Source organism: Sphingobacterium tenebrionis (assembly GCF_037126265.1).
GTDB lineage: Bacteria > Bacteroidota > Bacteroidia > Sphingobacteriales > Sphingobacteriaceae > Sphingobacterium > Sphingobacterium tenebrionis.
Window position 1 is genome coordinate 1 of the sequence record NZ_JAYLLN010000057.1, and the last position, 16,048, is coordinate 16,048.

Below are 16,048 nucleotides of genomic sequence, written 5' to 3' on the forward strand. Positions count from 1 at the left end.
AAAGCTACTAAGACAGCCCTAGGCTCTCCCTCTTTTCACTAAATACAGCAAATCTATAAAACAAAAAATGTCTCCTACATTTGCTTGACACAAACATAGGAGACAGCCTCTCGCATGATTTGTTATAAAGATAAACTATTTACAACTTAATTGAAATACTATTGTCTTCCATAGCCTGCACGGATTCATCGGTGATCTTTGGCGATTTCTTCTTGAGCAATTCAAAAAGCTCATCGCTTTCCCCATTGTAGATCACCTGTAGGGTTGAAACAGATGAATTGAACTTCATCTTCACTTCGCCCACTTTTTTGTCGGTCTCCAATCCTGTCGACAGGCTTTTCAGATCCGCCAATTTGATTCCTTGGATCTGGATTTCAAAATTACTTCCTTTAGCTTCCTTCTTACCAATCAGGTTATTGATTTTCCCACCAATACGACCTGCTTTTTCCGAAGAGCTCCCTACTTTGTTGGCTGTATTTTCCGCTTTGTTCAAGGCACGATCAATCTTGTCCAATAACCCTTGTGCTTTTACCATCCCCGACAATCCCATCATCAAGGATAACATTAAAATAATTTTTTTCATTTTTAATTAGTGTGAATTGTGATAGGATAAAATTAAGGGTAAAGATTCGCAGGCGAAATACCCGGATTTCAGTCAAAAAATGTAATGGTTTTCAGTTACAAAACCGAATTTCCGTACCTTTGCCAGGTGGAAAACATGCAGCAGAGATATTTCATCGAGATTTCATACAATGGAACGGCCTATCATGGTTGGCAGATCCAAGAAAATGCCGTTTCTGTTCAGGAGAAGCTCAATGAAGCATTGGCGATCCTTCTTCGTCAGCCTATTGAAACGATAGGTGCCGGCAGGACAGACACTGGCGTACATGCCAAACAATTGTTCGTCCACTTTGACAGCGATGCGGAAACCCTCCAAAAACCAGAACGCTTTGTTCATTCCCTGAATGCACTGCTCCCTTTTGATATTGCCGTAAAACGGTTGATAGCCGTAAATTCGGATGCACATGCACGTTTTGATGCTACGGAAAGAAGCTATGAATATCATATCCATTTTTCTAAGGATCCTTTTCGACATCAGTTTTCCTGGGCATTAAGGGATCAACCGGATGTGGAAAAGATGAATCTGGCCGCAAAAGATCTCCTCGGGAAACAGGATTTTTCCTGTTTCAGCAAGTCGAATACCCAGGTATTCACGAACAACTGCGACATCAAAGAAGCGGTCTGGGTATGGGAAGGCGATCACTTGGTATTCCATATCACCGCCGATCGGTTTCTACGGAATATGGTGCGGGCCATCGTGGGCACCTTGATGGAAATTGGGCTGGGGAAAAAACCGGTATCTTATGTAAAAGAAGTTATAGCCAGTAAAGACCGTTCAAAAGCGGGAACTTCTGTGCCGGCATGTGGTTTATATTTAACAAAAGTTTTGTATCCTTACATTGGAAATTAGTTTAGCTTGGAAAAGGAAAAAATAGCGGGCAACGCATACGATAGTAAGCTTTTAGGACGACTGGCCAAATATATCCGACCTTATAAGGGGATATTTTGGGTTTCGGTGGTATTGACCATCCTCTTGGCAGCGGTAGCTCCCGCATTACCCCTATTGGTGGAATACACCCTGGATCAATATATCCTTTCTGGGAAATCCGAAGGCTTGACCTGGATGTTGATGGTGATGTTTGCCTTACTTTTGGCACAGACCATTATCCGGTATTTCCATACCCTAATGACCAATACACTTGGACAATCGGTGATCCGGGACATCCGGATACAGGTCTTCAACCATATCACGAACCTTCGTTTAAAATATTTTGATAATACACCCATTGGTCGTTTGATCACGAGGACCATTTCTGATTTGGAGACCATTGCGAATATCTTCTCGGAAGGCTTGATACAGATCATTGGCGACCTGTTACAACTCGTGGTGATCTTGGGGGTGATGTTCTACACGGATTGGAGGCTTACCTTGGTCGTGCTGGTTCCTATGCCATTGATGATCGCGGCGACCTACATTTTCAAAGAGGCCATGAAATCGGCTTTTCAAAGTGTGCGTCTATGGGTCTCCAACCTCAACACTTTCTTGCAAGAGCATATCTCCGGGATGAGTGTGATTCAATATTTTGCGCGTGAGGATCAGGAAATGCGGAAATTCAAGGAAATCAATGCGGAACACCGGAATGCGCATATCCGTGCCAACTGGTACTTCTCCATCTTTTTCCCGGTGTTGGAGATTATTGTGGCCATTGCTACCGGTTTATTGGTTTGGTATGGCTCTAAACAGATCCTCGCGGATGTGATTTCGCCTGGGGTGGTAGTCGCTTTTATCATGTACATCAACATGATCTTCAGGCCAATCCGAGAGTTGATCGATAAGTTCAATACGCTTCAGATGGGTATGGTATCGGCAGAACGAATTTTTGATGTGTTGGATACGGATGAATTTACGCCGAATAAAGGAACGTATAAGCCAGCCCATGTTAAGGGAGAAATCACTTTTAAGAATGTTTGGTTTGCTTATAATGAAGAGAAATGGGTCTTAAAGGACCTAAGCTTCCATGTACATGCTGGGGAGACCTTGGCATTGGTTGGAGCGACTGGTGCCGGCAAATCGTCTGTAATCAACATCCTGAGCAGATTCTATGAGATCCAGAAGGGGGAGATCCTGTTGGATGGGGTTGATATTCGGGAATATGAATTGCATTACTTGCGACAGACCATTTCTACAGTGTTGCAGGATGTTTTTCTTTTTTCGGATACGGTATTGAATAATATCAGCCTGCACAATCCGAAGATCAGTTATGAATCTATTGTGGATGCGGCAAAAAAAGTAGGGGCTTATGATTTTATTATGCGTTTGCCCGGGAATTTTGATTATCATGTGCAGGAAAGGGGATCTACGTTATCAGCAGGTCAGGCCCAATTGATCTCTTTTATTAGGGCTTTGGTGCATGATCCGAAGATTTTGATCTTGGATGAAGCGACTTCTTCTATTGATACGGAAACGGAATTGTTGATTCAGCAGGCGATAGAGAACCTGATGGAAGGAAGGACTTCCATTGTGATTGCGCATAGGTTATCGACTATACAGAAAGCGGATAAGATTATTGTGCTGGATAAAGGGGAGATTATGGAGATGGGATCTCATCATGAACTGTTGGAGATGGATGGGCATTATAGGAAGCTTTATGAGCTTCAGTTTAACTCGGCTGGGATTTAGGCTGGGGAAAGGTGTAGGGGGAAAGGTGTTGAAGGAAAGTGAAAGGCATAAAAAACGTCATTGCGAGGATCGAAGCAATCTTTCGATTAGTCCAAAGATTGCTTCGTCGTGCCTCCTCGCAATGACGGTATGGTTTCTCGCAATGACGCAGGCCCCCTCGTCAAGAGGATAAAAATATTACAGAGGATTAATTCAACCCTCTTTTTTTCATTAAATGCACTGGGTCAGGATCCGCTCCGCGGAACTTCCTATACATCTCCGCAGGATTTCCAGTTCCACCGCGCTCCAAGATATTACTTCTGAACGAAGCTGCTGTTGCCTGGTCATACAACCCTTTTTCCTTGAACGCTGCAAAAGCATCCGAATCCAACACTTCCGACCAGATATAGCTATAATACCCTGCAGAATAACCTCCTGAGAAGATATGTTGGAAATAATTACTCTTATAACGAGGGATAATCGCATCGATCAACCCGATCTTCGCCATCGCCGATTTCTCAAAATCATTTGCTTTTCCAGTAATTGCTGAAGTTGCGCTGTGGTAGTTCATATCCAAGATAGAAGCTGCTAAATACTCCACCGTAGCAAAACCTTGGTCGAATGTACCTGCTTTATCCATTTTCTCGATCAATGCATCAGGGATAGCTTCTTTAGTCTGGTAGTGTTTTGCATATGTTTTCAACACTTCTGGATCTCCTGCCCAGTTTTCCATGATCTGTGAAGGTAATTCCACGAAATCACGAGGCACAGAAGTACCTGCTAAGCTTTGGTATTTAACATTGGAGAACAAGCCATGCAAGGCATGTCCGAATTCGTGGAACAATGTAGAAGCCTCGTCGAAGGTCAACAATGCAGGTTGATCACCCACTGGTTTTGTAAAGTTACAAACGATAGAGATCACTGGAGCCACACGCTTGCCATCCTTACGGCTTTGGCTTCTGTAAGAAGTCATCCAAGCTCCTGAACGCTTTGATTCGCGTGGGAAGAAATCGGCGTATAACAATCCTAGGTGAGAACCATCTTTATCACGAACCTCATACACTTCCACCTCTGGGTGGTATACAGGAACATTGTTCAATGCTACGAAAGAAATACCCCATAGTTTATTTGCCGTAGAGAAAGCGCCTTCACGCACATCTGCTAAACTGAAATAAGGTTTGATCTCTTCTTCGTTCAATGCAAAACGTTTTTGACGGATCTTTTCTTGGTAATATCTCCAATCGTATGGCGCTACATTAAAGGTATCTTTAGCCGCTGCAATTTCTTTTTGGATATCTGCTGCCTCTAATTTTGCCTTCGCAATAGCTGGTGTCCATAATTTATTCAATAAGCTGTTCACATTTCCAGGGTTTTCTGCCATGGACTCTTCCAATACATAAGCCGCATGTGAACTATATCCCAATAATTTTGCTTTTTCCAAACGGTAGTTCGCAATCTTGATCAAGATGTCATTATTGTCTGTTTCATTGCCGTTGTTTCCACGGTTCTGCATCGCATCCCAAATCTTCTTGCGCAATTCGCGGTTATCCGCATACTGAAGGAAAGGCATTACAGAAGGATTATGCAGGGTAAACAACCATTTACCTTCTTGATTTTTAGCTTTTGCCTCAGCTGCTGCAGCATCTTTCAATGCCTGCGGCAATCCGGCTAAATCTTCTTCCTTGTCAACCACCATTTGGAAAGCATTGGTCTCTGCCAATAAATTCTGACCGAATTGGGTAGTCAACACAGAAAGCTCCGCATTGATTTTTTTCAGTTTCTCTTTATCGCCATCTGAAAGATTAGCTCCCGAACGAATGAAACCTTTATAGGTTTCTTCCAATAATTTCTGATCCTCAGCATCCAATCCTAAGGACTCTTTTTTATCATAAACCGCTTTCACACGTTTGAAAAGAGTTGGATTTAAGCTGATCTCATCACCATGTGCTGATAAAACCGGTGCCAGATCTTTTGCAATCGCCTGAATGGTATCGTTCGTGTTGGCCGAATTCAAATTAAAGAAAACCGTAGATACGCGGTTCAATAATTGACCGGAGTTCTCCAATGCCACCACGGTATTGGCAAAAGTAGGTTCATCAGAAATTTCCAGGATAGAATCGATCTCTGCATTATGGGCTGCTAAAGCTTGTTCGAATGCAGGTCTGAAATGTTCGTCTTTGATTAAATCGAAAGGAGGAACCTCAAAGTTCGTATCGTATTTCGCTAATAATGGATTGTTCAAATCTACTGTTGTTGTTGTTTTTGTCTCGTTGTTACATCCTACGATCATACTTGCTATGATGGCGCAGAAAGGTAAAAAACTTTTTTTATTCATTACTTTCCAGTTTGTTTCAATTTTTGTGCAAAGGTAAAGATATTTTAAAAAGATACCAATTCAACCATTTTTACAAACAAAGTAGTTTTTTATTATTTTTTCTCAACTTTGCTGTAACAAAGTTGACGTATAGGCGTCTAACTTACAAAGTTTTAAAACATGAAAGAATTCTTTTGTTGGTGTGCAGGAGTTCACGGAGAGACGCTGGACAAATATCCACAGGAGCTGAACAAATATATCAGTATCGGTGCGACCATTTTCTTCACCGGATTATTCGCTGCCTTGGCGGGCGGTTATGCGCTTTATTTCGTATTCAGTGGTAGTTCATTTGCGTTATTTTATGCGATGCTATTTGGTATTATCTGGGGATTGGCGATTTTCAACCTAGACCGATACATCGTTCTTAGTATCGACAAAAGCAGATCCGGGGGGATGCAGTTTCTTCAAGCGCTTCCACGTATCCTATTGGCCATTCTGATCGGTATGGTCATTTCAAGACCCTTAGAGCTGAAGATCTTTGACAAAGAGATCAAGGAATACCTTAGGGCGGAATACCTGGTACAACAAAATGCTAAGATTGATACCCTGAACAAAACCTTCGAAAATAAATATCAGGTAGAATATGGTCAGCTGTCTGCCATAAAAAGCCAAGCGGATTCCATGGAATCCAATATCAAGGCCGCTAGACAACAATTGAACCATGAGATCTTCGGCACCAAGACCGATGAGACTTCAGGCGTGTTGGGATTTGGACCTTATGCTAAAATGAAGGAAGCGGAGCTTAATAAACAACAGACTTACCTGGATAGCCTTCGTGCAAGGATACAGCAAAAAGAAACCATGTTATTGCAACGCAAATCTGCCGAGGGAATCATGGACCAAAAAATTCTTTCTGCGAAATCCTTGGATAGCGCGGTCAATGTAGCTGGTTTTGCTGACCGTAACGCCGCTCTGAGCAACCTGCATAAAAAACCGGATGGAACAGTGAATACCTCTACCGAATATGCGGTTATTTTTATTGCGCTATTGTTCATTTTCTTCGAGTGTTTACCGGTATTCGTGAAGTTGATGAGTGGTAGGGATGCCTACGATAATGCCTTAAAAAACCAGAAGGAGATCGATTATTATGAATCGGACACCGAAGTTAGGGTAGAGAAAACTGCCATCGACAAGATCGATGATTATCGGGTGGATGCTTCCATCAAACGAAGGATGGATAAACTTCAACGAGAATTTGCCGAAGAATAACAAATCTTAAAATTTTTCTTATACTTGCTCATCTACTAAACTTAAGCACGATGAGCAAGCGATTTTCTTTATTAGCGCTGGCAATAATAACCATCCTAACCTCCAGCCAAGCACAGGAAAAAAGAGGCCGGATACGAGATTTCGGTATTCAGATAGGTATTTTACCTACCGGACAGCACAATGCCATAACAGATGTTGCTGGTGTTTCGGTTGGCCATAAAACCTTGATCCAAGGCAGTGATATCCGAACCGGCGTAACAGCCATTATCCCCCATCAAGGAAACATATTTCAGGAAAAGGTTCCGGCAGCCGTTTTTGTAGGCAACGGTTTTGGAAAAATGATGGGCATCTCCCAGATCGAAGAACTGGGGAATATTGAAACGCCTATCCTTTTGACAAGCACCCTAAATGCGCCCAAGATAGCCGATGGGCTTATCGATTATATGTTGAATCTGCGGGGAAATGAAAAGGTAAGATCCGTGAATTCGGTGGTCGGCGAGACCAACGATGGCGGATTGAACGACATCCGAGGTCGGCATGTGCAAGCAAAGGATGTACAGGAAGCCTTGGCTTCTGCACAGTCTGGCCCAGTACAAGAAGGAAATATCGGAGCTGGAACCGGAACGGAGTGTCTAGGCTATAAAGGAGGAATTGGAACTGCGAGTAGAAAACTCCCGGAATCAAGAGGTGGATATACGGTCGGTGTATTGGTACAGACCAATTTTGGTGGGGTCTTGGAAATCAACGGAGCCCCAGTTGGTCGCGAATTGCACAATTTTTACATGCAGGAACCCAAAGAAGCCCATAAGGTAGACGGATCCTGTATGATTGTTATTGCTACGGATGCACCCTTATCGGCACGAAACCTAGAACGATTGGCCAAACGATCCTATATAGCTTTTGGAAATGTTGGGTCTTTCTCTTCCAATGGATCGGGGGATTATTCCATCGCCTTCAGTACCCATCAATCTGTTCGGATACCTCATTCATCCGAACAAATAGAAAGAAATGCCCCCGAAGTGGGAAATGATTACATGTCGCCCCTTTTCATGGCGGTATGGGAGGCTACGGAAGAAGCGATTTTGAACTCCATGTTTATGGCAGAGGACATGAAAGGTATCAATGGTAGGACAGTAAAGGCCATCCCTATCCAGGAAACAGTTAAGATCCTAAAAAAATACAACAGCCTTCATCAGGATAAACTTCCAAGGGCGGTAAAGCAATAAGCTTCATAAAAAAGAAATATTGGCGTTATTTTTGAAAAGATGCTATTATGATTGGAATTGTAGGAGGTGTCGGCCCCTTAGCAGGTGTCGATATCGTTAAAAAAATAATAGAGGAAACAGACGCGAGAAGGGATCAAGATCATCTTCCGGTGTTATTATCCTCACAGTCGAACAGGATTCCTGATCGTACGGCCTATCTGGTAGGCGAAGAGATTACAAATCCTGCCCATGCGATTGCTGAAATTGCTTTTGAATTGGAGAAGGCTGGCGCAACAGTGGTGGCCATTCCTTGTAACACCGCGCATTCGCCGAGGATATTTGAAGTGATCCAAGAGGAACTGCACAGTAAAGGGTCAAACATCAAAGTCCTTCATATGGTGGAGGAAACGGCGAAATTCATCAAAGAACATCATAGTGATATTCAAGTCGGAGTACTTTCTACGATTGGAACAAGAAACACCGGCCTATACAAAAATGTCCTGGAAAACTTTGGACTGACCTGTGTGGAGCCCAATGATGAACTCCAACAAAAGGTGCATCAAGCGATCTACGATCAAACCTATGGGATCAAAGCTTATTCCTCACCGGTGACCAACCGAGCACATGATGTGCTGGTAGCCGCCATCAAGGAACTTAAAGCACAGGGAGCCCAAGTAATCATCCTGGGTTGTACAGAACTTCCATTAGCGCTTCGAGAAAAATCATATTCTGGATTACCCGTGATTGACCCAAATAGAATTTTGGCGAGAACACTGATAAAAGAATTAGATGAAAGTAAATTAATTCCATACAGCGATTAAACCTTTTGGTTCAAGAAGGCTCTTAGCTATAGTTGATGCGTTGTAAAGCAGCAAAAAACAAAAACACATCGACATTTAAAATTAAATAACATGAAAATTAAGTTCCTTCAATTGGTTGCAGTCCTTTTTATCGGACTAGGTTTGAGCAGTAATAGCGCAATGGCACAAGAAACAATCGTAAAAGTAAATACAGACATCTTTCCTGCAGCAGAAAAAGGCTATAAGAAAATGGTCATCGAAGTTCCGCATTCAGCGAATGATAAGAAGAAGAAAATCGAGTTCAGCATTGGTAAGATGATGGAAGTGGATGGATGTAATTCTTTTGGTCTGCAAGGGACTTTAGAGACCAAAGATCTTCAAGGTTGGGGATATAACTATTATGTATTCCAAACGAAGGGAGAGATCATCAGTACACAGATGGCTTGTCCTGGATTACCAAAAAGAAATCTTTTTGTATCCAACCAGCCAACTTTGGTAAACTATAATGGAAAAATGCCCATTGTCATCTATGTTCCGGAAGAATATGATGTACAGTTCAAGATTTTCACAGCTGATGATGAGGTATATCGTGCAGCGGAAGTCATGGATAAAAAATAAAGATTTTACATACCTATGAAAAATCCCAAACCCGGACAGTCTATTTGTTCGGGTTTTTTTGTCTATATTTTCTTTCCTATTTAATTTAAGCACACATGGAGTATCCTAGCCTTTCCGAAATTGATAAGATTTATGCCCTTCAGCAGAAAAACACTGCAGAGATAAAGCAATTGCCCGCCTCCAAAAGGGAGCAGCTTCTGCGTAAGCTATTGACCAAAATAAAGGAAGCGGAAAATGAGATCCAAGCAGCCTTGTATCAGGATTTCCATAAGTCTGCCCTGGAATCTACGATCACCGAAATCCTGGCGGTGGAAATGGAACTTAAACATATCATCAAGAACATCGGAAAATGGACAAAGGATAAATCGGTGGGCTGGTCGGCCATGTTTACCAATGTAAAGGCTTACCTTCATTATGAACCCAAAGGGCATGTATTGATTATCACCCCTTGGAATTATCCCTTTCAGCTACCCTTGGTTCATCTGGCGGCTTGTATCGCCGCTGGGAATACCGCCATCCTTAAATTATCCGAATTTTCCCCGCATACTAACCGCATCGTGAAGAAAATTCTGCAAGAAGTATTTCCGGAGGACCATGTTGCTGTGCTGGAGGGAGAAGTGAAAGAAACCACCCATTTATTAAGTCTTCGTTTTGATCATATCCATTTTACGGGCTCCCCTGCGGTGGGCAAGATCATCATGGAAGCAGCAAGCAAGAACCTGACGGATATTACGTTGGAACTTGGCGGAAAATCGCCTGCTGTTTTGGATAGGAACATCAATGTCCGCAGGGTGGTTCAAAACCTGATCTGGGCAAAGTTTGTAAATGCAGGTCAAACCTGTATTGCACCGGATTATGTGCTGGTACCACGGCAATTGAAAAGTGAAATCGAACAGGTGTTCCGAGAGGAGCTGCGGGAAGCTTTTGGAAGAGATGCCATAAACTCTCCCGATTATGCACGAATCATCAATAAAAAACAATTTGATCGCTTGGTCGAAGCATTAACGGATGCGAAGCATTTAGGCGCGCAGGTTATTTCTGGAGGAGCTACAGATGAAAAGGAGCTTTATATCGAACCGACGGTGATTGGACAGGTGGCCATGACCAACTCCTTGATGACGGAAGAGATCTTCGGCCCGATATTTCCCATCGTGTATTATAGCCAAATCGATGAAGCCATAAAATTCATCAATGATAGAGAAAAACCATTGGCACTTTATGTTTTTTCGAATGATGGTATTTTTAATAAGCATGTGATTCGATATACTAGTGCAGGTTCTACTTGCATCAATGATGCGCTGATTCAGATCATGCACCCAAAGCTTCCATTTGGAGGGGTTAATAACTCTGGTATTGGACAATCTACTGGTTGGTATGGATTTAGGGCTTTTTCGCACGAAAGAGCAGTGGCTGATGCAAAAGGATTCCCATTATCGAAAATGTTCTGGTTTCCATATTCGGAAAGAACGCATAAATTCGTTCAGTGGATCCGAAAGATTTTTGGATAAATGCTAACTATCCAAAAATCTTATCCCAAAGGCTTTTCTTGATGCCTACATAATATTCACCATCTTCCTTTTTAAGCGGATACATGCGGATGTAGTTTCCTTGGTTCTCATTGCCCTTACCCGTTCGGATATCAAACCGATGCCTATGGAAGGGACATATCAACTTTTCACCCTCACACCAGCCTTTGGTAAGATCTGCACCCGCATGCGGGCATCTACTTGAAGTAACCGATAATACACCGTCTTGACGAATCAAACACAGTTTCTTTCCAGCAACATGTAATGCTTTTACATAGTTTCTTGTATCATCTATTTTTACAGGTACTTTATGCCAGGTTATTTCGTCTTCCATTTTATTTGAGGATTTAGTAGTGAGTATTTAGTAGTTAGATTTTTTATATAGTTTGATATTGAAATTGTGGCTGTTCCCTATTTTATTCTGAAACTTTTTATGTCACACTGAAACTCTTTATGTCACGCTGAAACTCTTTATGTCATGCAGAGCGTAGTCGAAGCATCTGTACGATTGTGTAAGCTTACTGATGCTTCGACTGCGCTCTGCATGACAAAGCTATTAGAAAATTACCTTTCTACAGGAAATCATTGCCGATCTCTTACAAAGATTAGTATAAAAAATAAGGGGTTGAAATTTCAACCCCTTATTTTTTATACTGTACTACCGTAAATCCTTATACAAATTTCTTTGCATTGATTTTACGTTCGTTTTCTGTCAAGTAGATCTTACGTAGACGCATGCTTTGAGGAGTTACCTCAATGTATTCATCAGCTTGGATATATTCCATACATTCCTCCAAAGAGAACTTAATAGCTGGTGCGATACGTGTATTATCATCAGAACCTGAAGCACGCATATTGGTCAATTGCTTACCTTTTGTAACATTGATCGTTAAATCGTTGTCACGGATATGCTCACCTAAGATCTGACCTTCATAGATATCCACTCCTGGATCTACGAAGAAACGACCACGGTCTTGTAATTTATCGATGGAATAAGCAGTTGTAGAACCTGTATCCAAAGAGATCAATACACCTGCCAAACGTCCAGGGATAGTACCTTTCCAAGGCTCATATCCTTTTAGACGGTGTGCCATTACAGCCTCACCAGCAGTAGCCGTTAATACGTTGTTACGTAATCCGATGATACCACGAGAAGGGATAGAGAATTCCAAGTGCTGCATATCTCCTTTGGTTTCCATCACCAATAACTCCCCTTTACGTTGAGTTACCAATTCGATAACCTTTCCGGATACATCCGCAGGAACATCAACTACAAGCTCTTCAATAGGCTCATGCTTAGCACCATTAACCTCTTTAACGATTACCTGAGGCTGCCCAACCTGTAACTCATAACCTTCACGACGCATCGTCTCGATCAAAACCGATAAGTGAAGAATACCACGGCCATATACCAACCAAGCATCAGGTGATTCTGTAGGAACTACACGCAATGCTAAATTTTTCTCTAATTCTTTTTGTAAACGATCGTAGATGTGACGAGAAGTAACGAATTTACCCTCTTTACCGAAGAAAGGAGAGTTATTGATGGTAAACAACATGTTCATGGTTGGCTCATCAATGTGCATTACTTCTAATTGTTCTGGATTTTCGAAATCAGCGATGGTATCACCAATCTCAAAACCTTCGATACCTACTACCGCAACGATATCCCCTGCATGAACTTCAGAAACTTTCACACGGCCCAATCCTTCAAATAATTGAAGCTCTTTAACACGTGACTTTACGATCTTGCCATCGCGTTTAACCAAAGATACCGGTTGGTTTTCTTTGATGGAACCACGAACAACACGACCAATAGCGATACGTCCTACGAAAGTGGAATAATCTAAAGAAGTTACTTGCATCTGTAAAGTACCTTCTGATACTTTAGGAGCAGGGATATGTTCAATGATCGCGTCTAATAGGGAAGTGAAGTCGGTTGTTGGTTTAGTCCAATCGGTCGACATCCATCCTTGTTTAGAAGAACCATATAATACTGGGAAGTCTAATTGATCTTCGGTAGCACCTAAGCTGAAGAATAGATCGAATACATTTTCGTATACTTCTTCAGGACGACAGTTTTCTTTGTCTACTTTATTTACTACGACGATAGGTTTGATACCCAATCCTAATGCTTTACCAGTCACGAAACGGGTTTGAGGCATTGGACCTTCAAAGGCATCTACCAATAACACGACACCATCAGCCATTTTCAATACACGCTCAACCTCACCACCGAAATCGGCGTGACCTGGCGTATCAATAATGTTGATCTTAGTGTCTTTATATTTTACAGATACGTTTTTGGATACAATCGTAATACCACGCTCACGCTCCAAATCATTATTGTCAAGGATTAACTCACCCGACTCTTCGTTGTCTCTGAATTGGTTAGTATAGTGTAAAATCTTATCAACCAAGGTCGTTTTACCGTGGTCAACGTGCGCGATAATCGCAATGTTTCTAATATTCTGCATTGAGCAATAATGTGTTATAAAAAATAAGAGGTGCAAAGATATATATTTTGCACCTCAATTTTCAGAAATTTTTGTTAATATTTTATTAGGACAGTATTTATTCTTAATTAATTTTCAATTACTTGCGTATTTTCGAAACGTAAATCATTCTGTCAGGAGCAAATCAAAAACTATTTGATAACCCCGAGCTCCTTACCAACTTTGGTAAATGCTGCGATTGCCTTATCCAAATGTGCTTTTTCATGGCCTGCTGAAATCTGTACTCGGATACGGGCTTTACCCTGTGGAACCACTGGATAATAGAATCCGATCACATAAATACCTTCATCCAACATCTTCGAAGCAAATTCTTGCGCTAGCTTGGCATCATACATCATCACAGGAACGATCGGGTGGAAACCTGGTTTGATATCAAAACCAGCTTCGGTCATCTTTTCGCGGAAATAAGTAGTGTTGCTTTCTAATTTATCGCGCAGTTCTGTCGTTTCGCTCAACATATCCAACACCGCCACGGAAGCACCTGCAATCGCCGGAGCTAAAGTATTCGAGAATAGATATGGACGAGAGCGCTGGCGAAGCATATCAATGATCTCTTTTTTACCGGAAGTAAAACCACCAGAAGCCCCACCTAATGCCTTGCCTAATGTTCCAGTAATGATATCTACACGATCAATTACATTGAACAATTCATGGGTACCGCGACCTGTTTTTCCGATAAATCCAGAACAGTGCGATTCGTCGATCATCACCAATGCTTCGTATTTATCCGCAAGGTCACAGATCTTATCTAGAGGAGCAACCGATCCATCCATGGAGAAAGCACCATCTGTAACAATGATTTTGTGCCTAGCGCCAGAAGCAGCTTGCAATTGTGCTTCTAAATCAGCCAGATCACAGTTTTTGTAACGGAATCGCTGAGCTTTACACAAACGAACCCCATCAATAATGGAGGCATGGTTCAATTCATCAGAAATAATAGCATCCTCTGCAGAAAGCAAAGGCTCAAAAACACCACCATTGGCATCAAATGCCGCTGCATACAAAATGGTGTCTTCGGTTCCTAAAAACTTGGATAACTTCGCTTCCAGTTCTTTATGAACATCTTGAGTACCACAGATAAATCTTACAGAAGACATGCCATATCCATGCGTATCGATACTTGCCTTTGCAGCTTCGATCACTTTGGGATGGGAGGATAGTCCTAGGTAGTTGTTTGCGCAGAAGTTGATCACTTCCTGTCCTGTACTCACTTTGATATCGGCACCTTGAGGAGTAACAATAATGCGTTCCTCTTTATATAAACCAGCTTCTTTAATTGCTGCCAGTTCTTTTTCTAAAGCGGGCTTTAAGGTTTTATACATATTATTTCAATTTGTTAGGCTAAGATAAGTCTTTTTTATCAGTAGCAAGAACGAAAACGATTGCTTCAATTTCAAAAACAACGCCTTTATTACCAATAAAAAAGGGTGAAGATAAATCTCCACCCCCTATTGTCTGTTGTTTACTTATTTTACTTTATCCTTGTCCAAGTCTCTGAGCGACCTAGCATACTGATCCCGATATAACCTCGGATGTCCAATTTGTCGTCTCCCTTAAGGGTCATCTTACAACTGTACGTCTTTCCAGATTTTGGATCATAAATGGTACCATCCACATAGGTTTTGCTTTCTTTTACAAAACCACTCAGGATTTCCAAGCCCTGGATGTTCCTGGATCTCAACTTCGGATCAGGGTTTTTGGCGTCTTTCTTTGCCGAGTCTTTTATCCAGTACAACTTACCATAAAATTTCTCGCCATTTTTTTTATAGATTTCTATCCTTCCTTCTCCACTTGGGTTTTGCCATTTCCCCAAAATTGGATCGCTCTGTGCATATAATGCAACTGTTATAAATAACGCACAAAGTGTCATCAATACCTGTTTCATAACCTTTTTGTTTAAAATTGTAAAGTGAATATACAATAATTTTATATGTTAGCATAATATTATTTTTGTTACCAAAAATTTTCCCTTCTTGTTAAACCCTTTATTGGCATCAATTTTGAACATTTTGTGCAGTCAGACACAACAATTAAGTTATGAGGTTCATTATTAGTCTTTTAGTTACAGGTTTAGTCGTTGCTATAGCGTCTTGGATTATCCCAGGTGTACAGGTTGCAGGGTTTGGTTGGGCGATTTTGACGGGCTTAGTAATCGGTTTCGTAAATGCCATCGTGGGTGGTATATTACGATTATTCACGTTTCCATTAAATTGGTTGACGTTCGGTTTGGTTTCATTTATCATTACAGTATTGATGATCATGTTATCGGATAAGATCATGGGAACAAAATTTGAGGTAGATGGCTTTATGCCTGCCTTATTCTTTGCGATTGCAGTGGCAGTAATTGAGATGATCATTGGGAAATTGACCAATGATAAGAACTAATATTCAGTAAAGAACAATTAAAAAGAAATTGCTGTTAAACACAGCAGGTTATTAAACCATGTAAAAAAGACTTGTAGGTTTGCCTGAGGGCACTGAAAAAGTCTCAACTTTTTAATGAGATTTAAAGAAATGACTGAGTACAAGATTTATCTTACTCGGTCATTTTTGTTCTAAGGATTTCTGAAAATTTGTTTT

General features: G+C 41.4%; 14 protein-coding genes. 8 read left to right on the forward strand and 6 right to left on the reverse strand.

From position 1 onward, the window contains the following. Positions 1 to 139 precede the first annotated feature (139 nt). Positions 140 to 583 (reverse strand): hypothetical protein, encoded by a 444-nt coding sequence (locus VJ786_RS15825; RefSeq protein ID WP_134776091.1) that lies wholly within the window; start codon positions 581 to 583, stop codon positions 140 to 142. 135 nt (positions 584 to 718) lie between these two features. Here VJ786_RS15825 and truA point away from each other — a divergent pair, with 135 nt between their 5' ends. Together truA and VJ786_RS15835 are read left to right on the forward strand one after the other, a co-directional pair. Continuing rightward, a complete protein-coding gene (truA, locus tag VJ786_RS15830) occupies positions 719 to 1,471 on the forward strand; it encodes a tRNA pseudouridine(38-40) synthase TruA (protein WP_209023088.1) in 753 nt (250 codons plus the stop codon). Between the two features lie 6 nt (positions 1,472 to 1,477). Next, positions 1,478 to 3,241 (forward strand): ABC transporter ATP-binding protein, encoded by a 1,764-nt coding sequence (locus VJ786_RS15835; RefSeq protein ID WP_134776090.1) that lies wholly within the window; start codon positions 1,478 to 1,480, stop codon positions 3,239 to 3,241. 187 nt (positions 3,242 to 3,428) lie between these two features. Here the strand turns inward: VJ786_RS15835 and VJ786_RS15840 are convergent, their stop codons facing one another. Next, positions 3,429 to 5,555, reverse strand: a complete 2,127-nt coding sequence (locus VJ786_RS15840; protein WP_099367063.1) for a M3 family metallopeptidase — start codon at positions 5,553 to 5,555, stop codon at positions 3,429 to 3,431. A 159-nt stretch (positions 5,556 to 5,714) separates the two neighbouring features. Here VJ786_RS15840 and VJ786_RS15845 point away from each other — a divergent pair, with 159 nt between their 5' ends. The 5 genes from VJ786_RS15845 (at position 5,715) to VJ786_RS15865 (ending at position 10,934) form a co-directional block, all read left to right on the forward strand. Continuing rightward, positions 5,715 to 6,803, forward strand: a complete 1,089-nt coding sequence (locus tag VJ786_RS15845) for a DUF4407 domain-containing protein (protein WP_099367062.1) — start codon at positions 5,715 to 5,717, stop codon at positions 6,801 to 6,803. A gap of 50 nt (positions 6,804 to 6,853) precedes the next feature. Then, complete coding sequence (locus VJ786_RS15850; RefSeq protein WP_099367061.1) at positions 6,854 to 8,029, forward strand: DmpA family aminopeptidase; 1,176 nt, start codon at positions 6,854 to 6,856, stop codon at positions 8,027 to 8,029. A gap of 47 nt (positions 8,030 to 8,076) precedes the next feature. Then, positions 8,077 to 8,829, forward strand: a complete 753-nt coding sequence (gene cuyB / locus VJ786_RS15855) for a cysteate racemase (protein ID WP_134776089.1) — start codon at positions 8,077 to 8,079, stop codon at positions 8,827 to 8,829. 90 nt (positions 8,830 to 8,919) lie between these two features. Continuing rightward, positions 8,920 to 9,426 (forward strand): ecotin family protein, encoded by a 507-nt coding sequence (locus VJ786_RS15860; protein WP_099367059.1) that lies wholly within the window; start codon positions 8,920 to 8,922, stop codon positions 9,424 to 9,426. A 95-nt stretch (positions 9,427 to 9,521) separates the two neighbouring features. After that, positions 9,522 to 10,934, forward strand: coding sequence for an aldehyde dehydrogenase family protein (locus VJ786_RS15865; protein ID WP_134776088.1), 1,413 nt, complete (start codon positions 9,522 to 9,524; stop codon positions 10,932 to 10,934). Between the two features lie 7 nt (positions 10,935 to 10,941). Here the strand turns inward: VJ786_RS15865 and VJ786_RS15870 are convergent, their stop codons facing one another. The 4 genes from VJ786_RS15870 to VJ786_RS15885 form a co-directional block, all read right to left on the reverse strand. Beyond that, positions 10,942 to 11,286, reverse strand: coding sequence for a Rieske (2Fe-2S) protein (locus tag VJ786_RS15870; RefSeq protein ID WP_099367057.1), 345 nt, complete (start codon positions 11,284 to 11,286; stop codon positions 10,942 to 10,944). Between the two features lie 337 nt (positions 11,287 to 11,623). After that, positions 11,624 to 13,429, reverse strand: a complete 1,806-nt coding sequence (gene typA, locus VJ786_RS15875; protein ID WP_099367056.1) for a translational GTPase TypA — start codon at positions 13,427 to 13,429, stop codon at positions 11,624 to 11,626. Positions 13,430 to 13,599: 170 nt separating this feature from the next. Beyond that, positions 13,600 to 14,790: a glycine C-acetyltransferase gene (gene kbl, locus VJ786_RS15880; protein WP_134776087.1), complete on the reverse strand. Its 1,191-nt coding sequence runs from the start codon at positions 14,788 to 14,790 to the stop codon at positions 13,600 to 13,602. Positions 14,791 to 14,939: 149 nt separating this feature from the next. After that, on the reverse strand, positions 14,940 to 15,353 hold the full coding sequence (locus VJ786_RS15885) for a DUF2147 domain-containing protein (protein WP_099367054.1): 414 nt from the start codon (positions 15,351 to 15,353) through the stop codon (positions 14,940 to 14,942). Positions 15,354 to 15,505: 152 nt separating this feature from the next. Here VJ786_RS15885 and VJ786_RS15890 point away from each other — a divergent pair, with 152 nt between their 5' ends. Beyond that, positions 15,506 to 15,853: a phage holin family protein gene (locus VJ786_RS15890; RefSeq protein WP_134776086.1), complete on the forward strand. Its 348-nt coding sequence runs from the start codon at positions 15,506 to 15,508 to the stop codon at positions 15,851 to 15,853. Positions 15,854 to 16,048 lie beyond the last annotated feature (195 nt).

Coding starts and splice junctions, on each gene's coding strand:
- VJ786_RS15825 (WP_134776091.1), bottom strand. CDS start 583: ATGAAAAAAATTATTTTAATGTTATCCTTGATGATGGGATTGTCGGGG.
- truA (WP_209023088.1), top strand. CDS start 719: ATGCAGCAGAGATATTTCATCGAGATTTCATACAATGGAACGGCCTAT.
- VJ786_RS15840 (WP_099367063.1), bottom strand. CDS start 5,555: ATGAATAAAAAAAGTTTTTTACCTTTCTGCGCCATCATAGCAAGTATG.
- VJ786_RS15845 (WP_099367062.1), top strand. CDS start 5,715: ATGAAAGAATTCTTTTGTTGGTGTGCAGGAGTTCACGGAGAGACGCTG.
- VJ786_RS15850 (WP_099367061.1), top strand. CDS start 6,854: ATGAGCAAGCGATTTTCTTTATTAGCGCTGGCAATAATAACCATCCTA.
- cuyB (WP_134776089.1), top strand. CDS start 8,077: ATGATTGGAATTGTAGGAGGTGTCGGCCCCTTAGCAGGTGTCGATATC.
- VJ786_RS15860 (WP_099367059.1), top strand. CDS start 8,920: ATGAAAATTAAGTTCCTTCAATTGGTTGCAGTCCTTTTTATCGGACTA.
- VJ786_RS15865 (WP_134776088.1), top strand. CDS start 9,522: ATGGAGTATCCTAGCCTTTCCGAAATTGATAAGATTTATGCCCTTCAG.
- VJ786_RS15870 (WP_099367057.1), bottom strand. CDS start 11,286: ATGGAAGACGAAATAACCTGGCATAAAGTACCTGTAAAAATAGATGAT.
- typA (WP_099367056.1), bottom strand. CDS start 13,429: ATGCAGAATATTAGAAACATTGCGATTATCGCGCACGTTGACCACGGT.
- kbl (WP_134776087.1), bottom strand. CDS start 14,790: ATGTATAAAACCTTAAAGCCCGCTTTAGAAAAAGAACTGGCAGCAATT.
- VJ786_RS15885 (WP_099367054.1), bottom strand. CDS start 15,353: ATGAAACAGGTATTGATGACACTTTGTGCGTTATTTATAACAGTTGCA.
- VJ786_RS15890 (WP_134776086.1), top strand. CDS start 15,506: ATGAGGTTCATTATTAGTCTTTTAGTTACAGGTTTAGTCGTTGCTATA.